Below are 17,173 nucleotides of genomic sequence, written 5' to 3' on the forward strand. Positions count from 1 at the left end.
TCCGGTCGAGAAGCGGCGGTCTCCGCTGGGAGGCCATCGGGTCGCTCCGGCGGACCTGGGGTCCGGGGACGGTTCCTAGCCGGTGTAGGCCTCCAGTTCCGACAACTGCGCGGCGGGCCATCCGGTGTTACCCGTGATGGTGACCCTCAGATAGCGGGTGGAGGAGCCGGGCAGGGTGACGGTCGCGGTGTTCCCGCTCGCCGGATCGAAGGCGTAGCCCGCCGAGGACTTGAGCGTGGTGTAGGTGTTGTTGTCGGTGCTGCCCAGGATGCTCAGGGTCTGGGTGCGGGTGCCCCAGGCGGACGCCGGGGGCAGTTTGAGGACGACGCGCTTCACCGCCTTCGAGGCACCGAGGTCGACCGTGACCGACTGCGGGAAGGAGTTGTTCGCGCTCTCCCAGTAGGTGTCGGCGTTGCCGTCCACGGCGTTGGCGGCACGGTAGACGTCGGTGTGGCTGGTCTCGGTGACAGGCCGGTTCTTGGCGAGGTTGACGGTGGGGTCCGTCGGGGGCTCGGTCGGTGGGTCGGTGGGCGGGTCCGTCGGCGGCGGTGTACCTCCGCCCGGTACTCCCCCGTTGGTCCACTTCGGATCGGGCCAGGTGCCGGTGCAGACGGGAGGGTCCGCGTACCAGCCGCTGTTGCCGGCCCCGCGGGTGATCTCGAACCCGGATCCGATGCAGTTGTGAATCGGGTTGGACTGGCCGATGTTGGTGGCCGTGACGTTGCTGAAGGACGCCGTGCCGGGAGCCTGGATCTGGAGGGCGTAGGTACCGGCACCGTCGATGCGTACGTGGTCGAAGTGGAGGCCACGTGTCGCCCCCTCGATCAGCATGATCGCGGCGTACGAACTGTCCAGGATCTCGCTGTCGGTGATGTTGATGGTCGCGTCGACCGGTTCGTTGAGCCCGCTGAACCAGACCGCACCGACGCCGAACTGCCAGTTGTAGTCGTTGTTCCCGGTCCGGATCAGGGTGTTGCGGGCCGCCGTGATGGTTCCGGACACCGCGGTGCCCTGGCCGGAGTTGACGCCGGGATAGCGGTTGGCGATGTGCAGGCCGCCACCGTTGGTGAGGGTGTCCGCCATGACGTTGTCGGAGATCGTGATGTCCTTGCCGCCGTACGTCACGACGTTGTTGGCGAGGATCGGCAGGACCACCGTGTTGTAGGTGAACTTGTTCTTGACGTTGGGCACGCTCTCCGCCCACATCGCCAGTCCGTCGTCACCCGAGTTGCGCACAAAGGTGTTGGTGACCGTGGAGTTGGTGACACCCATGTGGAAATTGACGCCGTCGGCGGTCTGATCGAGGATGCGGCTGTTCTTGATGGTGAGGTTGTCCATCGGCCCGTCCATCCAGGCCCCGCATTTCGTGTGCTGCATCCACACGTTGTCGACCGTCGAGTTCGACAACGCGCCGCCGATGGCGTTGACCTGGTCCTCGTCCACCCGCTCACGGATGTCGCCGATGATGGCGAAGTCCTTGAGGGTGACGTTCTTGCTGCCGCCCTGGTTGGCGTACTTGCCGTAGACGCCGACAGCCTTCGCCCGGTTCGACGGGTCGCGACCGGTCAGAACGCTGTACCAGGGGCCCGCGCCCGCCAGGGTCACCTGGTCCACGACGATGTGGTCGCGCACGTCGTACGTGCCCTGCGGGATGTAGACCGTCCTGCCCTGTGCCTTGCCCGCGTCGACCGCGGCCTGGATCTTGGCGGTCGAATCAGACGCGCCGGTGGGGTCGGCGCCGAAGTCACCGACGACGTCCAGAGCCCCGGTCGGCTTGCCGATCGGCGCACCCACCTGCTCGAAGTCGGCGAGGTCGATGGTGAACGTCGGTGAGTCGCTCGTGGACGACACCTGCAGACGCACCCTGCTGCCCGCCGGCAGCGTGGAGCCGAACATGGTCCTGGTCTCGTCGTAGAAGTGGTGCGGGTTGGTGTCGCCGGGATTGTTGTTGAAGGGGTAACCGCCGTAGTACCAACCGTACTTGGACGTCACCGGGACGGTCTTGAGCTGAGTGCCGTTGACCTTGAGGTCCATCGTGGCGCTGCGGCCGGTGCCGGCGGCGTTGTCCGGCAGCGAGTAGCGGAAGGACATGGCGTTCGCCGGAGACGTCAGCGTGAACTCGACGTACTCGCCGGTCGCGTCGAGTGTCACCGCCTGGCGGCCGGACGCTTCGGAGGGCAGTCGGCCGTACAGACGGTCCGGGCCGATCAGTGTGCCGTTCGTCGCCGCGTACTCGGCCTCCTGTTCCTTGAACGGCACGGTGGCACCGCGGCCGGAGATGCCGACGGGTGAGGGGGCGGGGACCCCGGCCGCGGAGGCGGTGGGAGCGGAGAGTGCCACGGCGGCGATCGCGCCGGCCGCGGCCAGGGCGAGCGACACCGAGGCGGATATGCCGCGTTGCAGCGTTCTGCGTCTGGAGGAAGGAGTCACAGTCATGCGTCCTTCGGGCTTCGTGGGGGTGCGCGGACGCGAGAAGGCTAGAAGCGCGGGTGCAGGAAGTCCATGAGTATGCGCAAAATTCGAATGGATCGTCGCAAATAATGGACGTATCTGAGGGCCGATCGCGCCCGGAGCACCGCCCGTACGGGCACGGGGCCACGACTCGTCCGGAGCTGAGGGGCGCCCCGGCCGAGCGGACCGTAGCGTGATAAAGCAGGTCGAACGGCAGGGGCCACGGACAGGGAGACGGTGAACATGCAGGGGATGGATTACGAGGCCCTGTTCGCCGCCACACCGAGCCCGTATCTGGTGCTGGGCCGGGACCTGGTGATCGTGGAGGTCAACCAGGCCTATCTGGAAGCGACGGGCCGAAGCAGACAGGACCTGCTCGGGCAGCACATCTTCGACGCCTTCCCGAACAACCCGGACAACTCCGAGGCCGACGGCGTGGAGAACCTGAGCGCCTCGCTGGGCCGGGTGCTGGCCTCGCACGAGCCGGACACGATGGCGCTCCAGCGGTACGACATCCCGGTCACGGGTCACCCCGGACGCTTCGAGGAGCGGTGGTGGTCCCCGATCAACACACCGATCATCGGGCAGGACGGCCGGGTGATCTGGATCATCCACCGGGTGGAGGACGTGACGGCGTTCGTCCAGGCGCACGCGACATGGAATGCGCCTGGGAAGCACTTGACGGAGCGTGACGCCCTGGAGGCCGAACTGTACGGCCGGGCGCGGGAACTCCAACGGCTGAACGAGGAACTGCGCAACGCCCACACCCGCGAGCGTCAGGTCGCTGTCACGCTTCAGGAGGCCATGCTCCAGTCACCGGACCTCGCCCGGCATCAGGACGTCGCGGTGCGCTATCTGCCTGCCGCCGGCTCGCTCAACGTGTGCGGTGACTGGTACGACGTGGTCGACCTGGCGGACGGCCGTTTCGCGGTGGCCGTCGGAGATGTCGTCGGCCACGGGCTGGAGGCGGCCGCCGTCATGGGGATGCTGCGAAGTGCCCTGAGCGCCGCGATCCGGGCGCTGGAGCGGCCCGCCCAGGCGCTCGAGGTGCTGGGCCTGTACGCGCGTTCGCTGGAGGGCGCTCTGAACACCACCGTCGTCAAGGCGATGGTGGACCCTCGCAGCCACTTGATCATCTACAGCAACGCGGGGCACCCACCCCCTGTCCTGGTGCATCCGGACGGAACGTTCATGCTGCTGGACGACGCGGTCGACCCGCCGCTGGGAGCCCGGCCCCAGCACGTTCCTCGCCCTCAGGCGGGTCAGCCCTACCATCCCGGGGACACCCTCGTTCTGTACACCGACGGACTCATCGAGCGCCGCGACGAGGACATCGACGCGGGGCTGGCCAGGCTGACCGAGGCCCTCGGGCGCCACAGGTTCCTGAGCCCGGAGCGTCTGGCGGACGCCCTGTTGGCCGACCTCGGTATGGTCCGCGGCGCCCATGACGACATCGCTCTTGTCGTCGTCCGGCTGTGAGGCCCCGGGTCTGTCGACGACAGACCCGGGAATCGAACCGGCACGCGTCGGTCCAGGCTCCTCGGGATTCAGGACTGAGGCCGTCGCCTGTGGTTGGCGGCGTGCTTACGGCGGGCCTTCTTCTTCCGGCGTCGCTTCGAGGACATGGAAAGCCTCCTGATGACACTCGGGGCATTTCGGCCAACCATCATTTCACAGGGGGCCCGACCGGGCGATTCGCGCCGCCGTCACCCGTCTTGGCGCCCCTCCGGATCAGTGGCTGACGATTCCCACGACGAGGTTGATGGCGGTGGCGAGAATGCTGGTGCCGAAGACGTACGACAGGAGACAGTGCCGCAGCACCAGGGCGCGGATCGTCGGACTCGAGACGCTGGTGTCGGAGACCTGGTAGGTCATTCCCAGGTTGTAACTGAAGTAGAGGAAGTCCCTGTACGCCGGTGGCTGCTCGGAGTTGAAGTCGATCCCGCCCGCGGACTCCGGGTAGTAGAGGTAGGCGTAGCGGGTGGCGTACATCAGGTGGAGTGCCGCCCAGGCCGTGAACACACCGGCAAGGGCCGTCGCGGCATGCGTGGGGTCGGAGTTGCCGACCAGAAGCACGACAATGCCGACCAGGCCGCACACGGCGGCCGCGATCACCACCAGTTCCTCGGCGAGGGGCCGCAGGTCCTCCCGTCGCGCATGGCGCCGAGTCGCCGTCGCGTTCATCGGCCACAGAACGATCCAGCCCGCCACGACGAAGAAGGCTTCGGTGGCCGCGATGCCGGCCAGAATGCCCAGTGTCGTGTCGACGGTGACGCCGACGGCGACGCCCGTCACCACCCCGACGACCACCGCGCAAGCGAGCCTTGGAATGGCGGAGATCGGCAACCAGCTGCTCATACGTCAGCACCCTAACGGCTTCGTACCTGGTCAGCGCCCCGGCGGCCTGCGTTTGGATCAGGTTGCGCCGGGGCCCGGTGCCCCGCACCGCGTCCCGCCGCACGGTCCGAACGACAGGTCCTCACCCGCATGGGCCAACGGACGCGCGTGTCACCGCCCCGGGCGGCAGGGTGTTTGTGCGGGGTCCGGAGTGCCTACGCGGGATGACGAGCGCCAACGGCGGGAGGTTCCATGCGGGAGAAGCCGCTGAGCAAGCTCGGCGACGAACTGTTGCGTCTGCGCCACGGCTTGTCACACACCTCGGAGCACCGGTCGCCACCCGCCGGCTTCGGCGTCGACCGATCGCTCGTCAGCGGCTTCGTGGCCGGTGAGCTCTCCCAGCAGGACGAGGCGGAACTCGCTCGGCAGACGGCGATGCTGCTGCCCTTCCACTGGTCGCAGCCCAACAGCTACGCCTCGATCATGTCCCAGATCACGGATCACCTAGGTGGTCAGCGGGGGCTGGTGAACTGGCTGGACCGCTTTCCCGGTCTGCCGCGGCTGGTCGCTCGTCTCTACGTCCTCATGGGGATCCTCGACCAGTACAGCGAGAACGCCGCCGTGGTCACCGCATTGCGCGAACTCCGCGAGCGGACGCCCTATCCGGCGGGACTCGAGGGCTACCTCGTACCGGAAACCGATGACGAGACACTCGCCGGCATCGCCTTCAGGATCGAGGAACTTCTCGGTGACGGGGAAAAGGACAGGGCCGTCGACCTCGCGCTGGCCACGACGGCCTGCCTACGGCAGATCGCGCCGCGCGCCGAAGAGATGGACCCCGAAGTCGGTGACCTGGGCGAGGTGATGGCCCACAGTCGGCAGGACATCCAGGACGCGGTCGCCGAGGTCCGGGCCTGAGACACCGCGTCATTCCGTGCTCACCCCTGCCGAGCCGAGCTCGTCGCCCGCCCGGCCGGCGACCGGAGCGGTGGTCCCGGCCCTGGTCGTCGCGGGCCAAGTGGCGTGCGCCATGGCGACTTTGACATTCGGACAGTTCCCTTTTCCACCGTGTGCCCCACCCCTCAGGAGCAGGAATGACCAGCGAACCCGCGCCGATCAGCGAAGCCGCCCGTCACGCCCTCGAACAAGAGCTTGCCGACATCCGCGCGGAACGCCGGACGGTCGCGGCGACCCTGCGGAACACCGACACGGTCGGTGACCACGCCGACCAGGCGGACGAGTTGCAGCGCGCCAATGACCTCGAACACCTCGACGCCCGCATCTCGGAGATCACCACACGACTCGGTCAGGCGGCAGACGCGGGCAGCCCCTCCACCGATGTGGTCGGTGTGGGCAGTACGGTCACGGTGCGGTTCGCGGACGGCACGGTGGAGACGTTCCAGATCGGCGATGTGGCCGAGGAGTTGGACCAGACGCTGGTCACGGCCGACAGTCCGCTCGGGCGCGCGCTCCTCGGCCGCCGTGCGGGAGACCCGGTGCACTACAACACGCCCGAGAGGAAGGTCACGGCGGTGGTGGTGTCCCTCGGGAAGGCTCCCGAGGGACAGGGGTGAGTGATCCGTGGCCGGGCTCGGGTTCAGCCCCGGTAGCGGGTCGGCGGGAAGGGGGCACGTGTCTTCCGGGTGCCCGTGCCCGTCGGGATCTCACCCGCGTCCACCTCACGGTCGATCTCGTCCCGCTCGGCCTGGTAGTCGGCCTCCGGACTCGGTGACTTACCGGTACGCAGATCCACGTCCCTGCGGTCGCGTTGCGTCCGCTGGGCGAGGTCTTCCTGATCGGGGCGCCGGGGCAGCCCCCTGCTGTGGCCGTCCTCCGGGTTGCCCTCGACCGCTCGGTTGGACTTGTGGTGGTGTGCCATGCGTCGGTCCTCCTCCAGTGCGCACCCGAGTCCGTGCGCCCGTATGCGCCGTGTGTGTCAGGGTGCCGGGATTCGGCGTCGCCGCTGTCCTCCGGGCGCCCGCCCGACTGTCCGAGGTCCAGGAGTGCCGGTGCGGGGCCCTCGGTGCACGTGCGATCAGGACTCTCCGTACCGCCGGTGACGATGACGCGGACGGCATGCCGAGGGGCCGGTCCAGGGATCCGCTGAATGGATCGGACGAGTCGGGAGCGGTCGACGACATCGGCATGGCAGGTCCTGGTGCTGCGACAGGTCCTTCTCACCCAAGCGCGATGCCCACCGCACCGCAACCGGAGAGCGGGCGCGAAACTCCGAGGGCGGGAGCGCGGAGAGCGGGGACGGGGCGGGCAGGGGGCGGCGATACGGGTGACTGCGACGAGTTGCCCGCTACCGGCACCCCGGAGAGGATCGATCCGCGGACCGGAAGCCGTGCGCGCTCGAGGCCAGCGGCGAATCCGGGGTCCGGGCCCCTCGAAGACCGGAGACATGGCGATGAGTGAACGAACGGACACCACCCGATCGAGTCCGGCACGGGCGGCCTGGGCGGCCGGCCACGACCCGGTGGCCGAACTGGAGCAGCTGTGGGGCGAGGTCAGCCGGCTCCTCGAACGTTCGTCGCCCTCGACCGGATCCTCGCGGCACTGGATGCCACTGACCGAGGAAGAGGACTCGGGCGACGCCTACCAGGTCCGCGCGGAACTTCCCGGCGTCCCCCGAGCGTGCGTGAGCGTGGAGATCGACGGGCGGGAACTGCACATTCAGGGAACGCTCGACGACACGACGCGCGGCCACGCGCTGCGTCGCCGGTCGGGTTCGTTTTCGTACGGGATCCGGATTCCGGGTGACGTCGACGTCGAAGGGGTCCGGGCCGACCTGTGTGACGGAGTCCTGACCGTACGGCTGCCGAAGACGGGGGTGTCCACGCGGCGGACGATCGCCCTCGGCTCGGACTGAGTCCGACGGACGGGTCACGGCCCCTGCGGCTCCGGCACTCGGGCGACCGAACGGGCCTCGACCCCCGCGAACCCGGATCGCACCGACGGGGCCGGGCCCCCGGCCCCCGACGGGACCTGATGAAAGCCGGGCCCCGGTGATGCCCGTCCCGGCCGTGGGTCAGGCGGCGGCGCTGCCCGCGACCGAGGCCGGGTCGAGCACGACCACGGCTTCGTCCGTGTAGACCAGGAAGGTCAGGGTCTGACGGAAGTACAGCTCGATGTCGGTGGCGTCGTGCGTCGTGTAACCGACGGCGAGATCCTCACCGAGCCGCAGTTCGTAGTCCCCGCCGCGGGTGGTCAGCAGGAAGCCCCCTTCGATGGCGGGCGCCCAGATCAGCTCACCGTCGAGCATGCGCCCGAGATGGCTGGCGACGGGATAGCCGTGGTCGGAGGTCTCGCTGACCGCCGTGTACGCCTCGGCGCCCAGGAGCAGGGAGTACGGGCCCTGTACACCGGCCAGGCGCAGTGCCGTGAGGGCGCTGCTGACCGCGTCCGGGAAGTCGCGTGGCTCCGCGGGGAGCCGCAGTACGGGGTTGGAGGTGCGCCCGCGCAGCCCGTCGATGCGAGCGGCCCCGTAACCGTTGAAGACGGCCGCGTCCTCGGCGAACGCCATGGTGCGCGCGCCGTCCTTGACCGGCTGCCAGTCGGAGTCCTTGGACCCGCGGTCGATGTCGTCGACGGCCGCGCGGCTCACCGTGAACGGCACACGCAGTTCGACCAGGGGCTGCGCCTCACGCAACCGTGCGTTGACACCAGCCGCCGGTGCCTCGATGCCGGACAGATGACCCGTGCCCACCGCCGCGAGCTCGGCGCCTTCGGGGCCGGAGACGTCCACGACCCGCCGGCCGGCGAGGTTGCGGCGGAACGTACGGCGTGCCTCGTCCTCGATCTCGGCCCATGCGCCGGGGGTGATGGGGGCGAGCTCGCGGTGCAGATTGGTGACGTTGTCGGGCGTGGTCATGTTCGGACTCCTTTGAGGCTGCCGATCCCCAGCGACCCGTCCGACGGCGCCGTGCCGCCGGGAGCGTCGGGAAGGTCGTCGAGAAACGTGGCGGTCGGCACGTGGAACAGGCACCCGGTGATCGCGGTCGAGAAGTCGAGGATGCGGTCGTGAATGTCCGGGCCGTCTCCGAGGAACATGTTCCTCAGCATCTGTTCGGTCACGTCAGGTGTACGTGCGTAGCCGATGAAGTACGTGCCGAACTCGGCCTCTCCGAAGGTGCCGAACGGCATGTTCTCCCGCACGATCTTGAGCTCGTTGCCGTCCTCGTCGGTGATGGTGTTGAGTGCCACGTGGGAGTCGGCGGGCTTGGCGTCGTCGGAGAGTTCCACGTTGGCCAGCTTCGTCCGCCCGATGACCAGCTCCTGTTCCTGCGACGGCAGGGCGTTCCACGCCGTGAGGTCGTGCAGGTACTTCTGCACGATCACGTAGCTGCCCCCTGTGAAGTCGGGGTCCTCGTCGCCGACGAACACCGCGTCGACCGCGAGCTGCCCTTCGGGGTTCTCACTGCCGTCGACGAAACCGAGCAGGTCCCGCTCGTCGAAGTACTTGAAGGCGTGGACCTCGTCGACCACCATGACCGCTCCGCGCAGTCGTTCGGTGATCAGGCGGGCCAGTTCGAAGCACAGGTCCATACGTCGGGCTCGCAGATGGAAGAGCAGGTCTCCCGCGGTGGACGGGGCTCGATGGCGCTTACCCACCAGCTCCACGAACGGGTGGAGTCCCTGCGGACGCGGGCCGCTGAAGAGCCGGTCCCAGGCCGCCGATCCGATACCGACGACGCAGCTGAGCTCGTCGTGGGGTGCGCGGAAGGCGACCGAGCGGCGCAGCCCCGAGATGTCCTCCAGCAGGTCCCGGACGGTGTCCTCGTGACCCGGCGCGATCATGACCACAAGGAACACCGCGGATCTGGCCGGCGGGACGATCACGGCTTGGGACTCGACCACGAGCGGCCTCCTCGAGCGATGCGGAAAGGTCTGTCACGTGCGGAACGATCGACCCCTCTTCCCATCCTGCTGCGTCCGGGTCGAAAGAGCGCGAGGACCGTCTCCGTGCCGGCATCCCCGTTCGCCCGGGGATGCCGGCGCCAGGATGCCCGAGCGGGTATACACGCCACATGCCGCTTTCGCGCCGATTCGCCCCTCGCGTACCCTGGCGCGGCTGGCGGCATGCGGCCGTGGGCGCCCGGCGCGCGCTCTCCCCGCGCGGTGCGCTGACCCTGCACGACGTGGACGGGGCACTCCTCTTCGCCGTGCGGGCCGCCTTGGCCATGGGCCTGGTCGGCGTGCCGATCGTGCGGGCGGGGCGGCCCGACCTCGCGGTCTACGCCATGCTGGGCTCCTTCACCACCACGTTCGGCCGCAATCTGCCCTACGACCGCCGTGCCCCCGTACTCGCCCTGGTCGCCGTGGCCATGACGGCCTGCGTGGGCTGCGGTTCGGCCCTCGCGGCGTGGGCGGGTCCGGGCGGGACGGGAGGAGCCGGCGCCGCGGTGGTCGTCGCGGCGACGGCGGTCGTCGCGGGACTGGCGAAGTTCGGCTGCGACGCCACGCGGCTGGGTGGTCTGGGTGCGGTGCTGTTGCTGTTCGCGTTCGCGGTGGCGGCCAACGGCGCCCCCACGGGCGCCGAGGTACTCCCGCGCACCGCTCTCGCGGCGGCGGGGGCGGCGTTCGCCTGGCTGCTGGCCGTATCCGGCCGACTCGTGCATCCGGACCGGCCGCAGCGCCTGGCGGTGGCCACGGCCCTGCGCAAACTCGCCGAACTCATGGAGGCCTCCGCTGCCGGAGACGTGCCGGGTCAGACCCGGCACGCGGCGACGGTGGCCGTCCTCCACGCGTACCACTGCCTCGGGCTGCCGCCCCCGACGCCCGCGCGACGAATTCCGGCCGGCCGGGACGCGGTCTTCGTACGGCTCGCCGACCTCTCCTGGACCCTGCTGATCGGCTCGGCGCCACGTCCACCCGCGGACCCGGCCGCCACGGCTCGGTATCTGCGCCTGCAGGCTCGCCTGCTCACCGACCGGCGCCGCCGCGTCCCCCCGGCGCTTCGTGAACTGCTCCACGAGGACGAGTCACCGACCCGGTCCGCGGATGTGCGGAACGACGTCGCTCCCTGTTCGAAGGGAACGTCCGCGTCGCCGGGCGATCCCGCCGTCCTGCGCGCGACGGAACTGCTGATCGGGCGCCCCGGCGGCCCCGACCGCCTGACCGCACTGGCCGTGCCCGCCCTGCGCATGGCGCTGGGAACCGGTGTGGCGGGCGGGGTCGCCGCCGTCCTGAACCTGGAGCACGGCTACTGGGCGGCGATCTCCGCGGCCGCCGTCCTGCACTCGGTCAACCTGCGCACCACGGCCCAGCGCGCCGTCCAGCGGACCGTGGGCACGGCCTTGGGACTGCTCCTCGCCCTGGGAGTGCTGGCCGCCCACCCGGCGCCGGTGGAGCTCGCGATGGTGATCGTGCTCCTGGAGTTCCTGCTGGAGTACGTCGCGGCACGCAACTACGGCCTGGCCGTCGTCTTCCTCACCCCGATCGCGCTGCTGCTGAGCGATCTGGCCGCCCCCTCCCCGTCCGGCGAGCTGGTCCTCGACCGGGTACTGGGCAGCGCCGTGGGCATCGCCGTGGGGCTGGGCTGCGCGCTGCTGATCGTCCACGACCGGGCCGCGGTACGCGTGGAACGCGCGCTGGCCGCGTGCAGGAAGGCCGCCGAGCAGGCCGAGCGGGCGCTGAGCAACCCCTCCGGGCCGGCGCTCTCCGTCGTCCAGGTGAGTCTGGCCCTGTCCGTCGTGGAACTTCACGAAGCCGACAACACCGCGGCCGGCGAACTGTGGCCCGCCGAGGTCGACCCCACCGAACTCGCCGCCGCCGAACAGCGGGCCTATCTCCTGCTCCACCGGCTGCACGGCCTCCACTCCTGAAGGGCGCCGGAGCGGTCACGCCGAGGGACTTGCCGCCCGTCGCCTTCTGGACCGGAGGGTGCCGCGGCTCACACCGCCCCACGTATGGACGGGCCGGAATTTACTTGTTGCGTCAATCATCTTATGCTTGACTCGTCAAACAAATCCGGCGCAATCGCGCGTTCACGATGAGGAATCGACGTCATGACGAAAATCGGGATCATCATCGGCAGTACCCGCCCCGGCCGCAACGGTGAGGCCGTGGCGAAGTGGGTTCACGAGATCGCGTCGCAGCGCACCGACGTCGAATTCGAACTGGTCGATCTGCTCGACTACAAGCTGCCGCACCTGGACGAGGCGATGCCGCCGTCGCTCGGCCAGTACAGCCAGCCGCACACCCGTGAGTGGGCCGCCAAGATCGCCTCGTTCGACGGATTCGTCATGGTGACGCCGGAGTACAACCACTCCACGTCCGGTGTGCTCAAGAACGCCATCGACTACCTGTACGCCGAGTGGAACAACAAGGCGATCGGCTTCGTCAGCTACGGCTCCGTGGGCGGCACCCGCGCGGTCGAGCACCTGCGCCTCGTGGCCGGTGAACTGCAGATGGCCGACGTCCGCTCGCAGGTGGCGCTGTCCCTGTTCACGGACTTCGAGAACTTCAGCGTCTTCCGGCCCAGCGACATTCACCTCGACGGGCTCAACACGATGCTGGACCAGGTCGTGAGCTGGTCGAACGCTCTCGCGTCCCTGCGCTAACCACTCGGCGAGCGGCGGATACGCACGGTGGACGGCCGCGACGGTGGCCGTCCACCGTTTCGACAGAGACATCAGAGGCAGCGACGGCACAGCGGTGCGGCGAGCGGTGCGGCATCAACAGGCAGGTCCGTGCTCGGCGCCAACCATTGCCTCTGACCAATTTCGTGATGCACGTAAGTATTTTCAAGGCGGAAGCGGGACCGAAATGCAGTTCGGGATCTTCGGAGTGGGGGACGTCACCGTCGACCCCACGACCGGCAGACAGGACACCGAGTACGAGCGGATCAAGGCGGTCCTTGAGTACGCCGAATTGGCCGAGCAGGTGGGACTGGACGTCTTCGCGATAGGCGAGCACCACAACCCGCCCTTCATGCCGTCGTCTCCGACGACTCTGCTCGGACACGTCGCCGCCCGGACGAACAGAATCGTGCTGTCCACCTCGACGACCCTCATCACCACCAACGACCCGGTGAAGATCGCCGAGGACTACGCGATGCTCCAGCACGTCGCGGACGGCCGGGTCGACCTGATGATGGGCCGCGGGAACACCGGACCGGTCTACCCCTGGTTCGGCAAGGACATCCGCGACGGAATCGCCCTGGCCGTCGAGAACTACGCGCTGCTGCGCAGGTTGTGGCGCGAGGACACCGTCGACTGGGAGGGCCGGTTCCGTACGCCGCTGCAGTCCTTCACCTCCACTCCGCGGCCGCTGGACGGCATACCGCCCTTCGTGTGGCACGGCTCCATCCGCAGCCCGGAGATCGCCGAGCAGGCCGCGTACTACGGTGACGGCTTCTTCCAGAACAACGTGCTGTGGCCGAAGGAGCACGTACAGCGGATGGTCGGGCTCTACCGCAGACGGTACGAGCACCACGGACACGGGCCGGCGGACCAGGCGATCGTCGGGCTGGGCGCGCAACTGTTCATGCGGACGAACTCACAGGACGCGATCCGCGAGTTCCGGCCGTACTTCGACAACTCGCCCGCATGGGGAAACGGACCCTCGCTGGAGGAGACCGCGGCCAGGACCGCCCTGTTGGTGGGCAGTCCGCAGCAGATCATCGAGCGCACCCTGGAGTTCCGTGAGCACGCCGACGGCGACTACCAACGTCAGTTGTTCGCCGTCGACGCCCTGGGGCTCCCCCGCGAAACCGTGCTCCAGCAGATCGAGATGCTGGGCGAGGTCGTACAGGTCCTGCGGAAGGAGTTCGAGGTGGGGCGTCCCGCGCGGGTACCGAAGGCCCCGACTCACGCCTCGCTGAAGGCGGCCCGCGAGGCCCGGCCGTGAAGCGGCGTCTCATCGCCGTCGTCTCGGCGGGAATGAGACAGCCGTCCTCCACCCTCCTGCTGGCCGAACGCCTGGCCGCCGCGACCCGTCGTGCGCTCGAGGACCTCGGTGCCGAGGTGGATGTGGAGAGCATCGAACTACGCGGCTACGGGCACCACCTGCTGAACAACATGATCACCGGATACCCCTCCGAGGAACTGCGTCCGGTGCTGGACACCGTGGCACGGGCGGACGGGCTGATCGCCGTGACCCCGACCTTCAGCGCCTCGTACAGCGGCCTGTTCAAGATGTTCGTCGATGTCCTGGACGAGGGTGTGCTGGAGGACAAGCCCGTCCTGATGGCGGCCACCGGCGGCACGGCACGGCATTCGCTGGTGCTCGACCACGAGATGAGGCCGCTCTTCTCCTATCTGCGCGCGGCGGTGGTGACCACCGGAGTCTTCGCCGCGCCGGAGGACTGGAGCAGCGGCCACGCATCGGCGGTGTCGCTCGCGGACCGGACGGAACGGGCCGCCGGTGAGCTGGCCCGTGAGGTGAACCGCCGGGACACCCCCGTCATCGAGGATCCCTACCTGTCGCCGACCCCGTTCGAGGACCTGCTGGCCGACGGCTGACCGCGCGCGGACGGGCGGCCCCGACGGATACGGGCCCGCGCGCGGCACACCGGGTCGGGCGGCGGATCCTCAGAGATCCGACGTGATGCGGTCGAGCACCCGAGTGGCCGCGACCACGTCGCACCCCTCCAGCCGGGAGAAGACGTGCCGCCGCACACTGGCGAGGTTCGTGGGCCACGTCTGCTTCAACCGCGTCCATCCGGAACTGGTGAGGACGGCGAGCCATGCCCGGCCGTCCTCGGGGGACTTCACCCGAAGGACGAGCGACTGGGCTTCCAGGCGGTTCACGATTCTGGTCATGCCGCTCAGGGAGAGTCCGCACTCGTTGGCCAGCTCACTCATCCGCAACTGACTGTTCGGTGCTTCGGAGAGGTGCACCATCACCATGTACTCGGACGTGGTGATCTGCTGTTCCGAGAGCATGTCCGCGTCGACGACTCGCGGCAGGAAGGCCATCACCCGCCCCAGCGCCCGGATGAAGGCCTCTTCATCGGGGTTGAGGGGCTCGGGCGTCGTCGCGTCAGTCATGGACACAGTGTAATTGCCCTGAATCGGACGTACGCAGGAGCGCATCATGAAGCCCCGGCCACCGGCCCGCGGCAGTCACGCGCCGGGGCATTGCGGCGTCCGGGTTCACGGGCATTGGAGTGGCCGCCGCGCGAGCCGGTGGCGTGGCTTCCGGCTGCCCCGGCACCGCTCTTCCTAGGCTCGGCGGTTGACGGACGGAGCGGCGGCGGACGGCTGTACCCCCGTGCGGGTCCGGCCGTCGTACCAGCGGCGCCGGTCCACGACCTGGCTCGGCACCGACCGTCTCCGCAGGCCGGTACGGCAACGGGCCGACCGTCCAGAACAGGTGGGTGAGTCGTGGAACGCACCACGGCAGGATCACGAACGCGCGAGCCCTCGGCCTCCACCGACCGCGCGAAACGGAGGTGGACGCGGCAACTGGTCGCCGTGACGGGCCTTCTGATGCTCTGTACGCTGCCGACCGGACCGGCGGACGCCGCGTCGGCCGGTGACGTGCGCTCGCAGGCCCGTCCGCCGCTGTACGTGTCCGACTACGGCAACAACCGGGTGGTGAGACTGCCCTCGGGCGGGAGCGGCCAGACGACCGTCCCGCTCGACGGCCTGGTGCGTCCGACCGGGCTGACCTGGGACGGCACCGGCAACCTCTATGTCTCCGACACGGGAAACAACCGAGTGGTGAAGCTGCCTGCGAAGGGCGGTGAACAGTCCACCGTGCCCACCACCGGCCTGTCGCGCCCGCTGGGACTCGCCGCCGACGCGGTCGGCGACCTCTACATCGCGGACAGCTTCAACGACCGGGTGGTGAAGGTACCCGCTGACGGCAGCGGCCAGACGACCGTCCCCACCACGGGACTGCTGCACCCCTGGGGACTGGCGCTGGCCCCCGGCGGAGACCTGTACATCTCCGACTTCGTCAACGACCGGGTGGTGAAGGTACCCGCTGACGGCAGCGGTCAGTCGACCGTCCCCACCGTCGGCCTGTCCCAACCGACCGGGCTGGCGCTGAACGCCGCGGGGGACCTCTACATCTCCGACAGCGGCAACAACCGCGTGGTGAGGGTGTCCGCGGCCAGTGGCAGGCAGAGCACGGTTCCCGTCACCGGTCTGAGCGATCCGCTGGGGCTCGCGCTCGACTGCCACGGTGGTCTCTATGTGGCGGACGGTTTCAACAACCGGGTGGTCCGGGTCCGGGAGACGGGCGGCGGACAGGTCACACTGCCGTCCACGGGCCTCAACACACCGACCGGCCTCGCGTTCCCGCCGAACCAGCGGCCCGGCCGGTACTGAGACGTCGTTTCTTTTGGTGCGAGTGAGGGCTGACTGTCGATGAGGGGTGGGCGTGGCCTTGGCTGGGGTCACTGGGGGTATGAGAAGGCTGTTCCAGCCAGAGTCTTTGCGGAGAGGCGTACCGCGACCTCCCAGGCCCGAACCTCTTCGGGGGACATGAAGTCGGGGTGGTACTCCAGGCCCACGGCCGCCACGAACTCATCGGTGGGGGCCTGGGCCGCCGGAAGACTCGATGCCGCGGCGGGCGATGCGCGGCACGATCTGCCGGCGGCGCAGCCATCTGAGCCGGTGGTCGAAGTCGTAGCCCTTGTCCGCGTGCAGCTTGGCCGGGCGATGGCGCCGGGGTCCATAGCGGGAGCAGATCGGCCGGATACCGCGCATCAGCGGGATCAGCGCCTGGCTGTCGTGAAGGTTGGCGCCGGAAATGCCCACCGAGATCGGCAGCCCGTTGCGGTCACAGATAACGTGGATCTTCGACCCGAGCTTGCCGCGATCAGTCGGATTCGGTCCGGTCAGGGACCCCCTTTGACCGCGCGGACGCTGACCGAATCGATCGCGCAACGCGACCAGTCCAGTTCGCCGTTCGCGCCGAGCCGGTCGAGGACCACTCGATGCAGCTTGGCCCACACCCGAGCCGTGGACCAGTCGGTGAAACGTCGATGATCCGTGGCCAGGACGCGTCGAAGGGCCGGCGGTAGCTGCCGCCAGGTGCAGCCCGAGGTGGCGACGAAGATGATCGCGGCAAGTACCGCGCGGTCATCGCACCGCCGCCGGCCTCCGCCCTGGGCACGGATCGGCGGCTCCGGTGCCCCGTCCTGGAAGATCTCCCACAGCCCGTCCGGCACCAGCCGCTCAACCATGTCCATGCCCAAAGCAACGAGCGACAGCCAATCAAGACATTGTCTTATCCGCCCTGTTCGTCGACGCTGAGGCACTTCAGGGCGTCCGGGACGATCTTCAGCGACAGGTCACGGTCGAAATCGATGTAGCTGGTCAGGGATACCCACAAATGCGTATGGCTCCGGTGTGCGGCAGCGAGGGGAGCCGCGGTGCCAGATCCGCTAGCGCGAGCAAGGCAGCGCCTGCGCCAACAATGAACGCGG

Annotated in this window: 15 protein-coding genes and 1 pseudogene; 9 read left to right on the forward strand and 7 right to left on the reverse strand. The window is 69.0% G+C overall.

The annotated features are described in order from the left end of the window. Window positions 1-75 precede the first annotated feature (75 nt). Window positions 76-2,436 (reverse strand): discoidin domain-containing protein, encoded by a 2,361-nt coding sequence (locus tag OG199_RS01510; RefSeq protein ID WP_405827416.1) that lies wholly within the window; start codon window positions 2,434-2,436, stop codon window positions 76-78. A gap of 258 nt (window positions 2,437-2,694) precedes the next feature. Between OG199_RS01510 and OG199_RS01515 the strand changes: the two genes are divergently transcribed. Next, on the forward strand, window positions 2,695-3,930 hold the full coding sequence (locus OG199_RS01515) for a SpoIIE family protein phosphatase (RefSeq protein ID WP_356801791.1): 1,236 nt from the start codon (window positions 2,695-2,697) through the stop codon (window positions 3,928-3,930). A 252-nt stretch (window positions 3,931-4,182) separates the two neighbouring features. On the opposite strand, the gene OG199_RS01520 is transcribed toward OG199_RS01515, so the two are convergent. After that, complete coding sequence (locus tag OG199_RS01520; RefSeq protein ID WP_405827418.1) at window positions 4,183-4,809, reverse strand: DUF1345 domain-containing protein; 627 nt, start codon at window positions 4,807-4,809, stop codon at window positions 4,183-4,185. A gap of 231 nt (window positions 4,810-5,040) precedes the next feature. Between OG199_RS01520 and OG199_RS01525 the strand changes: the two genes are divergently transcribed. Both OG199_RS01525 and OG199_RS01530 read left to right on the forward strand, forming a co-directional pair. Then, window positions 5,041-5,706: a hypothetical protein gene (locus OG199_RS01525; RefSeq protein ID WP_405827420.1), complete on the forward strand. Its 666-nt coding sequence runs from the start codon at window positions 5,041-5,043 to the stop codon at window positions 5,704-5,706. Between the two features lie 176 nt (window positions 5,707-5,882). Beyond that, window positions 5,883-6,362, forward strand: coding sequence for a GreA/GreB family elongation factor (locus tag OG199_RS01530; protein ID WP_405827422.1), 480 nt, complete (start codon window positions 5,883-5,885; stop codon window positions 6,360-6,362). Between the two features lie 23 nt (window positions 6,363-6,385). Here OG199_RS01530 and OG199_RS01535 read toward each other — a convergent pair whose 3' ends face one another. Then, window positions 6,386-6,667 carry a hypothetical protein gene (locus OG199_RS01535; protein ID WP_356801798.1) on the reverse strand — a complete coding sequence of 94 codons (282 nt, stop codon included), beginning with the start codon at window positions 6,665-6,667 and terminating at the stop codon, window positions 6,386-6,388. A 531-nt stretch (window positions 6,668-7,198) separates the two neighbouring features. Here OG199_RS01535 and OG199_RS01540 point away from each other — a divergent pair. Further along, window positions 7,199-7,660, forward strand: coding sequence for an Hsp20/alpha crystallin family protein (locus OG199_RS01540; RefSeq protein WP_405827424.1), 462 nt, complete (start codon window positions 7,199-7,201; stop codon window positions 7,658-7,660). 159 nt (window positions 7,661-7,819) lie between these two features. Here the strand turns inward: OG199_RS01540 and OG199_RS01545 are convergent, their stop codons facing one another. Continuing rightward, window positions 7,820-8,662, reverse strand: a complete 843-nt coding sequence (locus OG199_RS01545; protein ID WP_356801801.1) for a family 1 encapsulin nanocompartment shell protein — start codon at window positions 8,660-8,662, stop codon at window positions 7,820-7,822. After that, window positions 8,659-9,648, reverse strand: a complete 990-nt coding sequence (locus tag OG199_RS01550; RefSeq protein ID WP_356801803.1) for a Dyp-type peroxidase — start codon at window positions 9,646-9,648, stop codon at window positions 8,659-8,661. The genes OG199_RS01545 and OG199_RS01550 overlap by 4 nt, the downstream gene beginning before the upstream one ends. A gap of 170 nt (window positions 9,649-9,818) precedes the next feature. Here OG199_RS01550 and OG199_RS01555 point away from each other — a divergent pair, with 170 nt between their 5' ends. The 4 genes from OG199_RS01555 to OG199_RS01570 all read left to right on the forward strand — a co-directional run bounded on the left by OG199_RS01555 (window position 9,819) and on the right by OG199_RS01570 (window position 14,255). Then, a complete protein-coding gene (locus OG199_RS01555; protein ID WP_405827426.1) occupies window positions 9,819-11,615 on the forward strand; it encodes an FUSC family protein in 1,797 nt (598 codons plus the stop codon). A 183-nt stretch (window positions 11,616-11,798) separates the two neighbouring features. Further along, window positions 11,799-12,353: an NAD(P)H-dependent oxidoreductase gene (locus OG199_RS01560; protein WP_356801806.1), complete on the forward strand. Its 555-nt coding sequence runs from the start codon at window positions 11,799-11,801 to the stop codon at window positions 12,351-12,353. 205 nt (window positions 12,354-12,558) lie between these two features. Continuing rightward, window positions 12,559-13,641, forward strand: coding sequence for a CE1758 family FMN-dependent luciferase-like monooxygenase (locus tag OG199_RS01565; protein WP_356801808.1), 1,083 nt, complete (start codon window positions 12,559-12,561; stop codon window positions 13,639-13,641). After that, window positions 13,638-14,255 (forward strand): FMN reductase, encoded by a 618-nt coding sequence (locus tag OG199_RS01570; RefSeq protein ID WP_356801810.1) that lies wholly within the window; start codon window positions 13,638-13,640, stop codon window positions 14,253-14,255. The genes OG199_RS01565 and OG199_RS01570 overlap by 4 nt, the downstream gene beginning before the upstream one ends. Before the next feature lie 69 nt (window positions 14,256-14,324). Here OG199_RS01570 and OG199_RS01575 read toward each other — a convergent pair whose 3' ends face one another. Then, on the reverse strand, window positions 14,325-14,783 hold the full coding sequence (locus OG199_RS01575) for a MarR family winged helix-turn-helix transcriptional regulator (protein WP_266706981.1): 459 nt from the start codon (window positions 14,781-14,783) through the stop codon (window positions 14,325-14,327). Window positions 14,784-15,209: 426 nt separating this feature from the next. Between OG199_RS01575 and OG199_RS01580 the strand changes: the two genes are divergently transcribed. Next, complete coding sequence (locus OG199_RS01580; protein ID WP_405827429.1) at window positions 15,210-16,070, forward strand: SMP-30/gluconolactonase/LRE family protein; 861 nt, start codon at window positions 15,210-15,212, stop codon at window positions 16,068-16,070. Window positions 16,071-16,271: 201 nt separating this feature from the next. Here the strand turns inward: OG199_RS01580 and OG199_RS01585 are convergent. Then, window positions 16,272-16,936: pseudogene (locus OG199_RS01585) on the reverse strand (IS5 family transposase); the annotation flags it as partial. Window positions 16,937-17,173: the final 237 nt, after the last annotated feature.

The organism is Streptomyces sp. NBC_01176 (genome assembly GCF_045039825.1).
Classification (GTDB): Bacteria; Actinomycetota; Actinomycetes; order Streptomycetales; family Streptomycetaceae; genus Streptomyces.

Bases quoted from the DNA above. Each gene is read 5' to 3' on its own strand.
- OG199_RS01510 (WP_405827416.1), bottom strand. From the start codon at position 2,436: ATGACTGTGACTCCTTCCTCCAGACGCAGAACGCTGCAACGCGGCATA.
- OG199_RS01515 (WP_356801791.1), top strand. From the start codon at position 2,695: ATGCAGGGGATGGATTACGAGGCCCTGTTCGCCGCCACACCGAGCCCG.
- OG199_RS01520 (WP_405827418.1), bottom strand. From the start codon at position 4,809: ATGAGCAGCTGGTTGCCGATCTCCGCCATTCCAAGGCTCGCTTGCGCG.
- OG199_RS01525 (WP_405827420.1), top strand. From the start codon at position 5,041: ATGCGGGAGAAGCCGCTGAGCAAGCTCGGCGACGAACTGTTGCGTCTG.
- OG199_RS01530 (WP_405827422.1), top strand. From the start codon at position 5,883: ATGACCAGCGAACCCGCGCCGATCAGCGAAGCCGCCCGTCACGCCCTC.
- OG199_RS01535 (WP_356801798.1), bottom strand. From the start codon at position 6,667: ATGGCACACCACCACAAGTCCAACCGAGCGGTCGAGGGCAACCCGGAG.
- OG199_RS01540 (WP_405827424.1), top strand. From the start codon at position 7,199: ATGAGTGAACGAACGGACACCACCCGATCGAGTCCGGCACGGGCGGCC.
- OG199_RS01545 (WP_356801801.1), bottom strand. From the start codon at position 8,662: ATGACCACGCCCGACAACGTCACCAATCTGCACCGCGAGCTCGCCCCC.
- OG199_RS01555 (WP_405827426.1), top strand. From the start codon at position 9,819: ATGCCGCTTTCGCGCCGATTCGCCCCTCGCGTACCCTGGCGCGGCTGG.
- OG199_RS01560 (WP_356801806.1), top strand. From the start codon at position 11,799: ATGACGAAAATCGGGATCATCATCGGCAGTACCCGCCCCGGCCGCAAC.
- OG199_RS01565 (WP_356801808.1), top strand. From the start codon at position 12,559: ATGCAGTTCGGGATCTTCGGAGTGGGGGACGTCACCGTCGACCCCACG.
- OG199_RS01575 (WP_266706981.1), bottom strand. From the start codon at position 14,783: ATGACTGACGCGACGACGCCCGAGCCCCTCAACCCCGATGAAGAGGCC.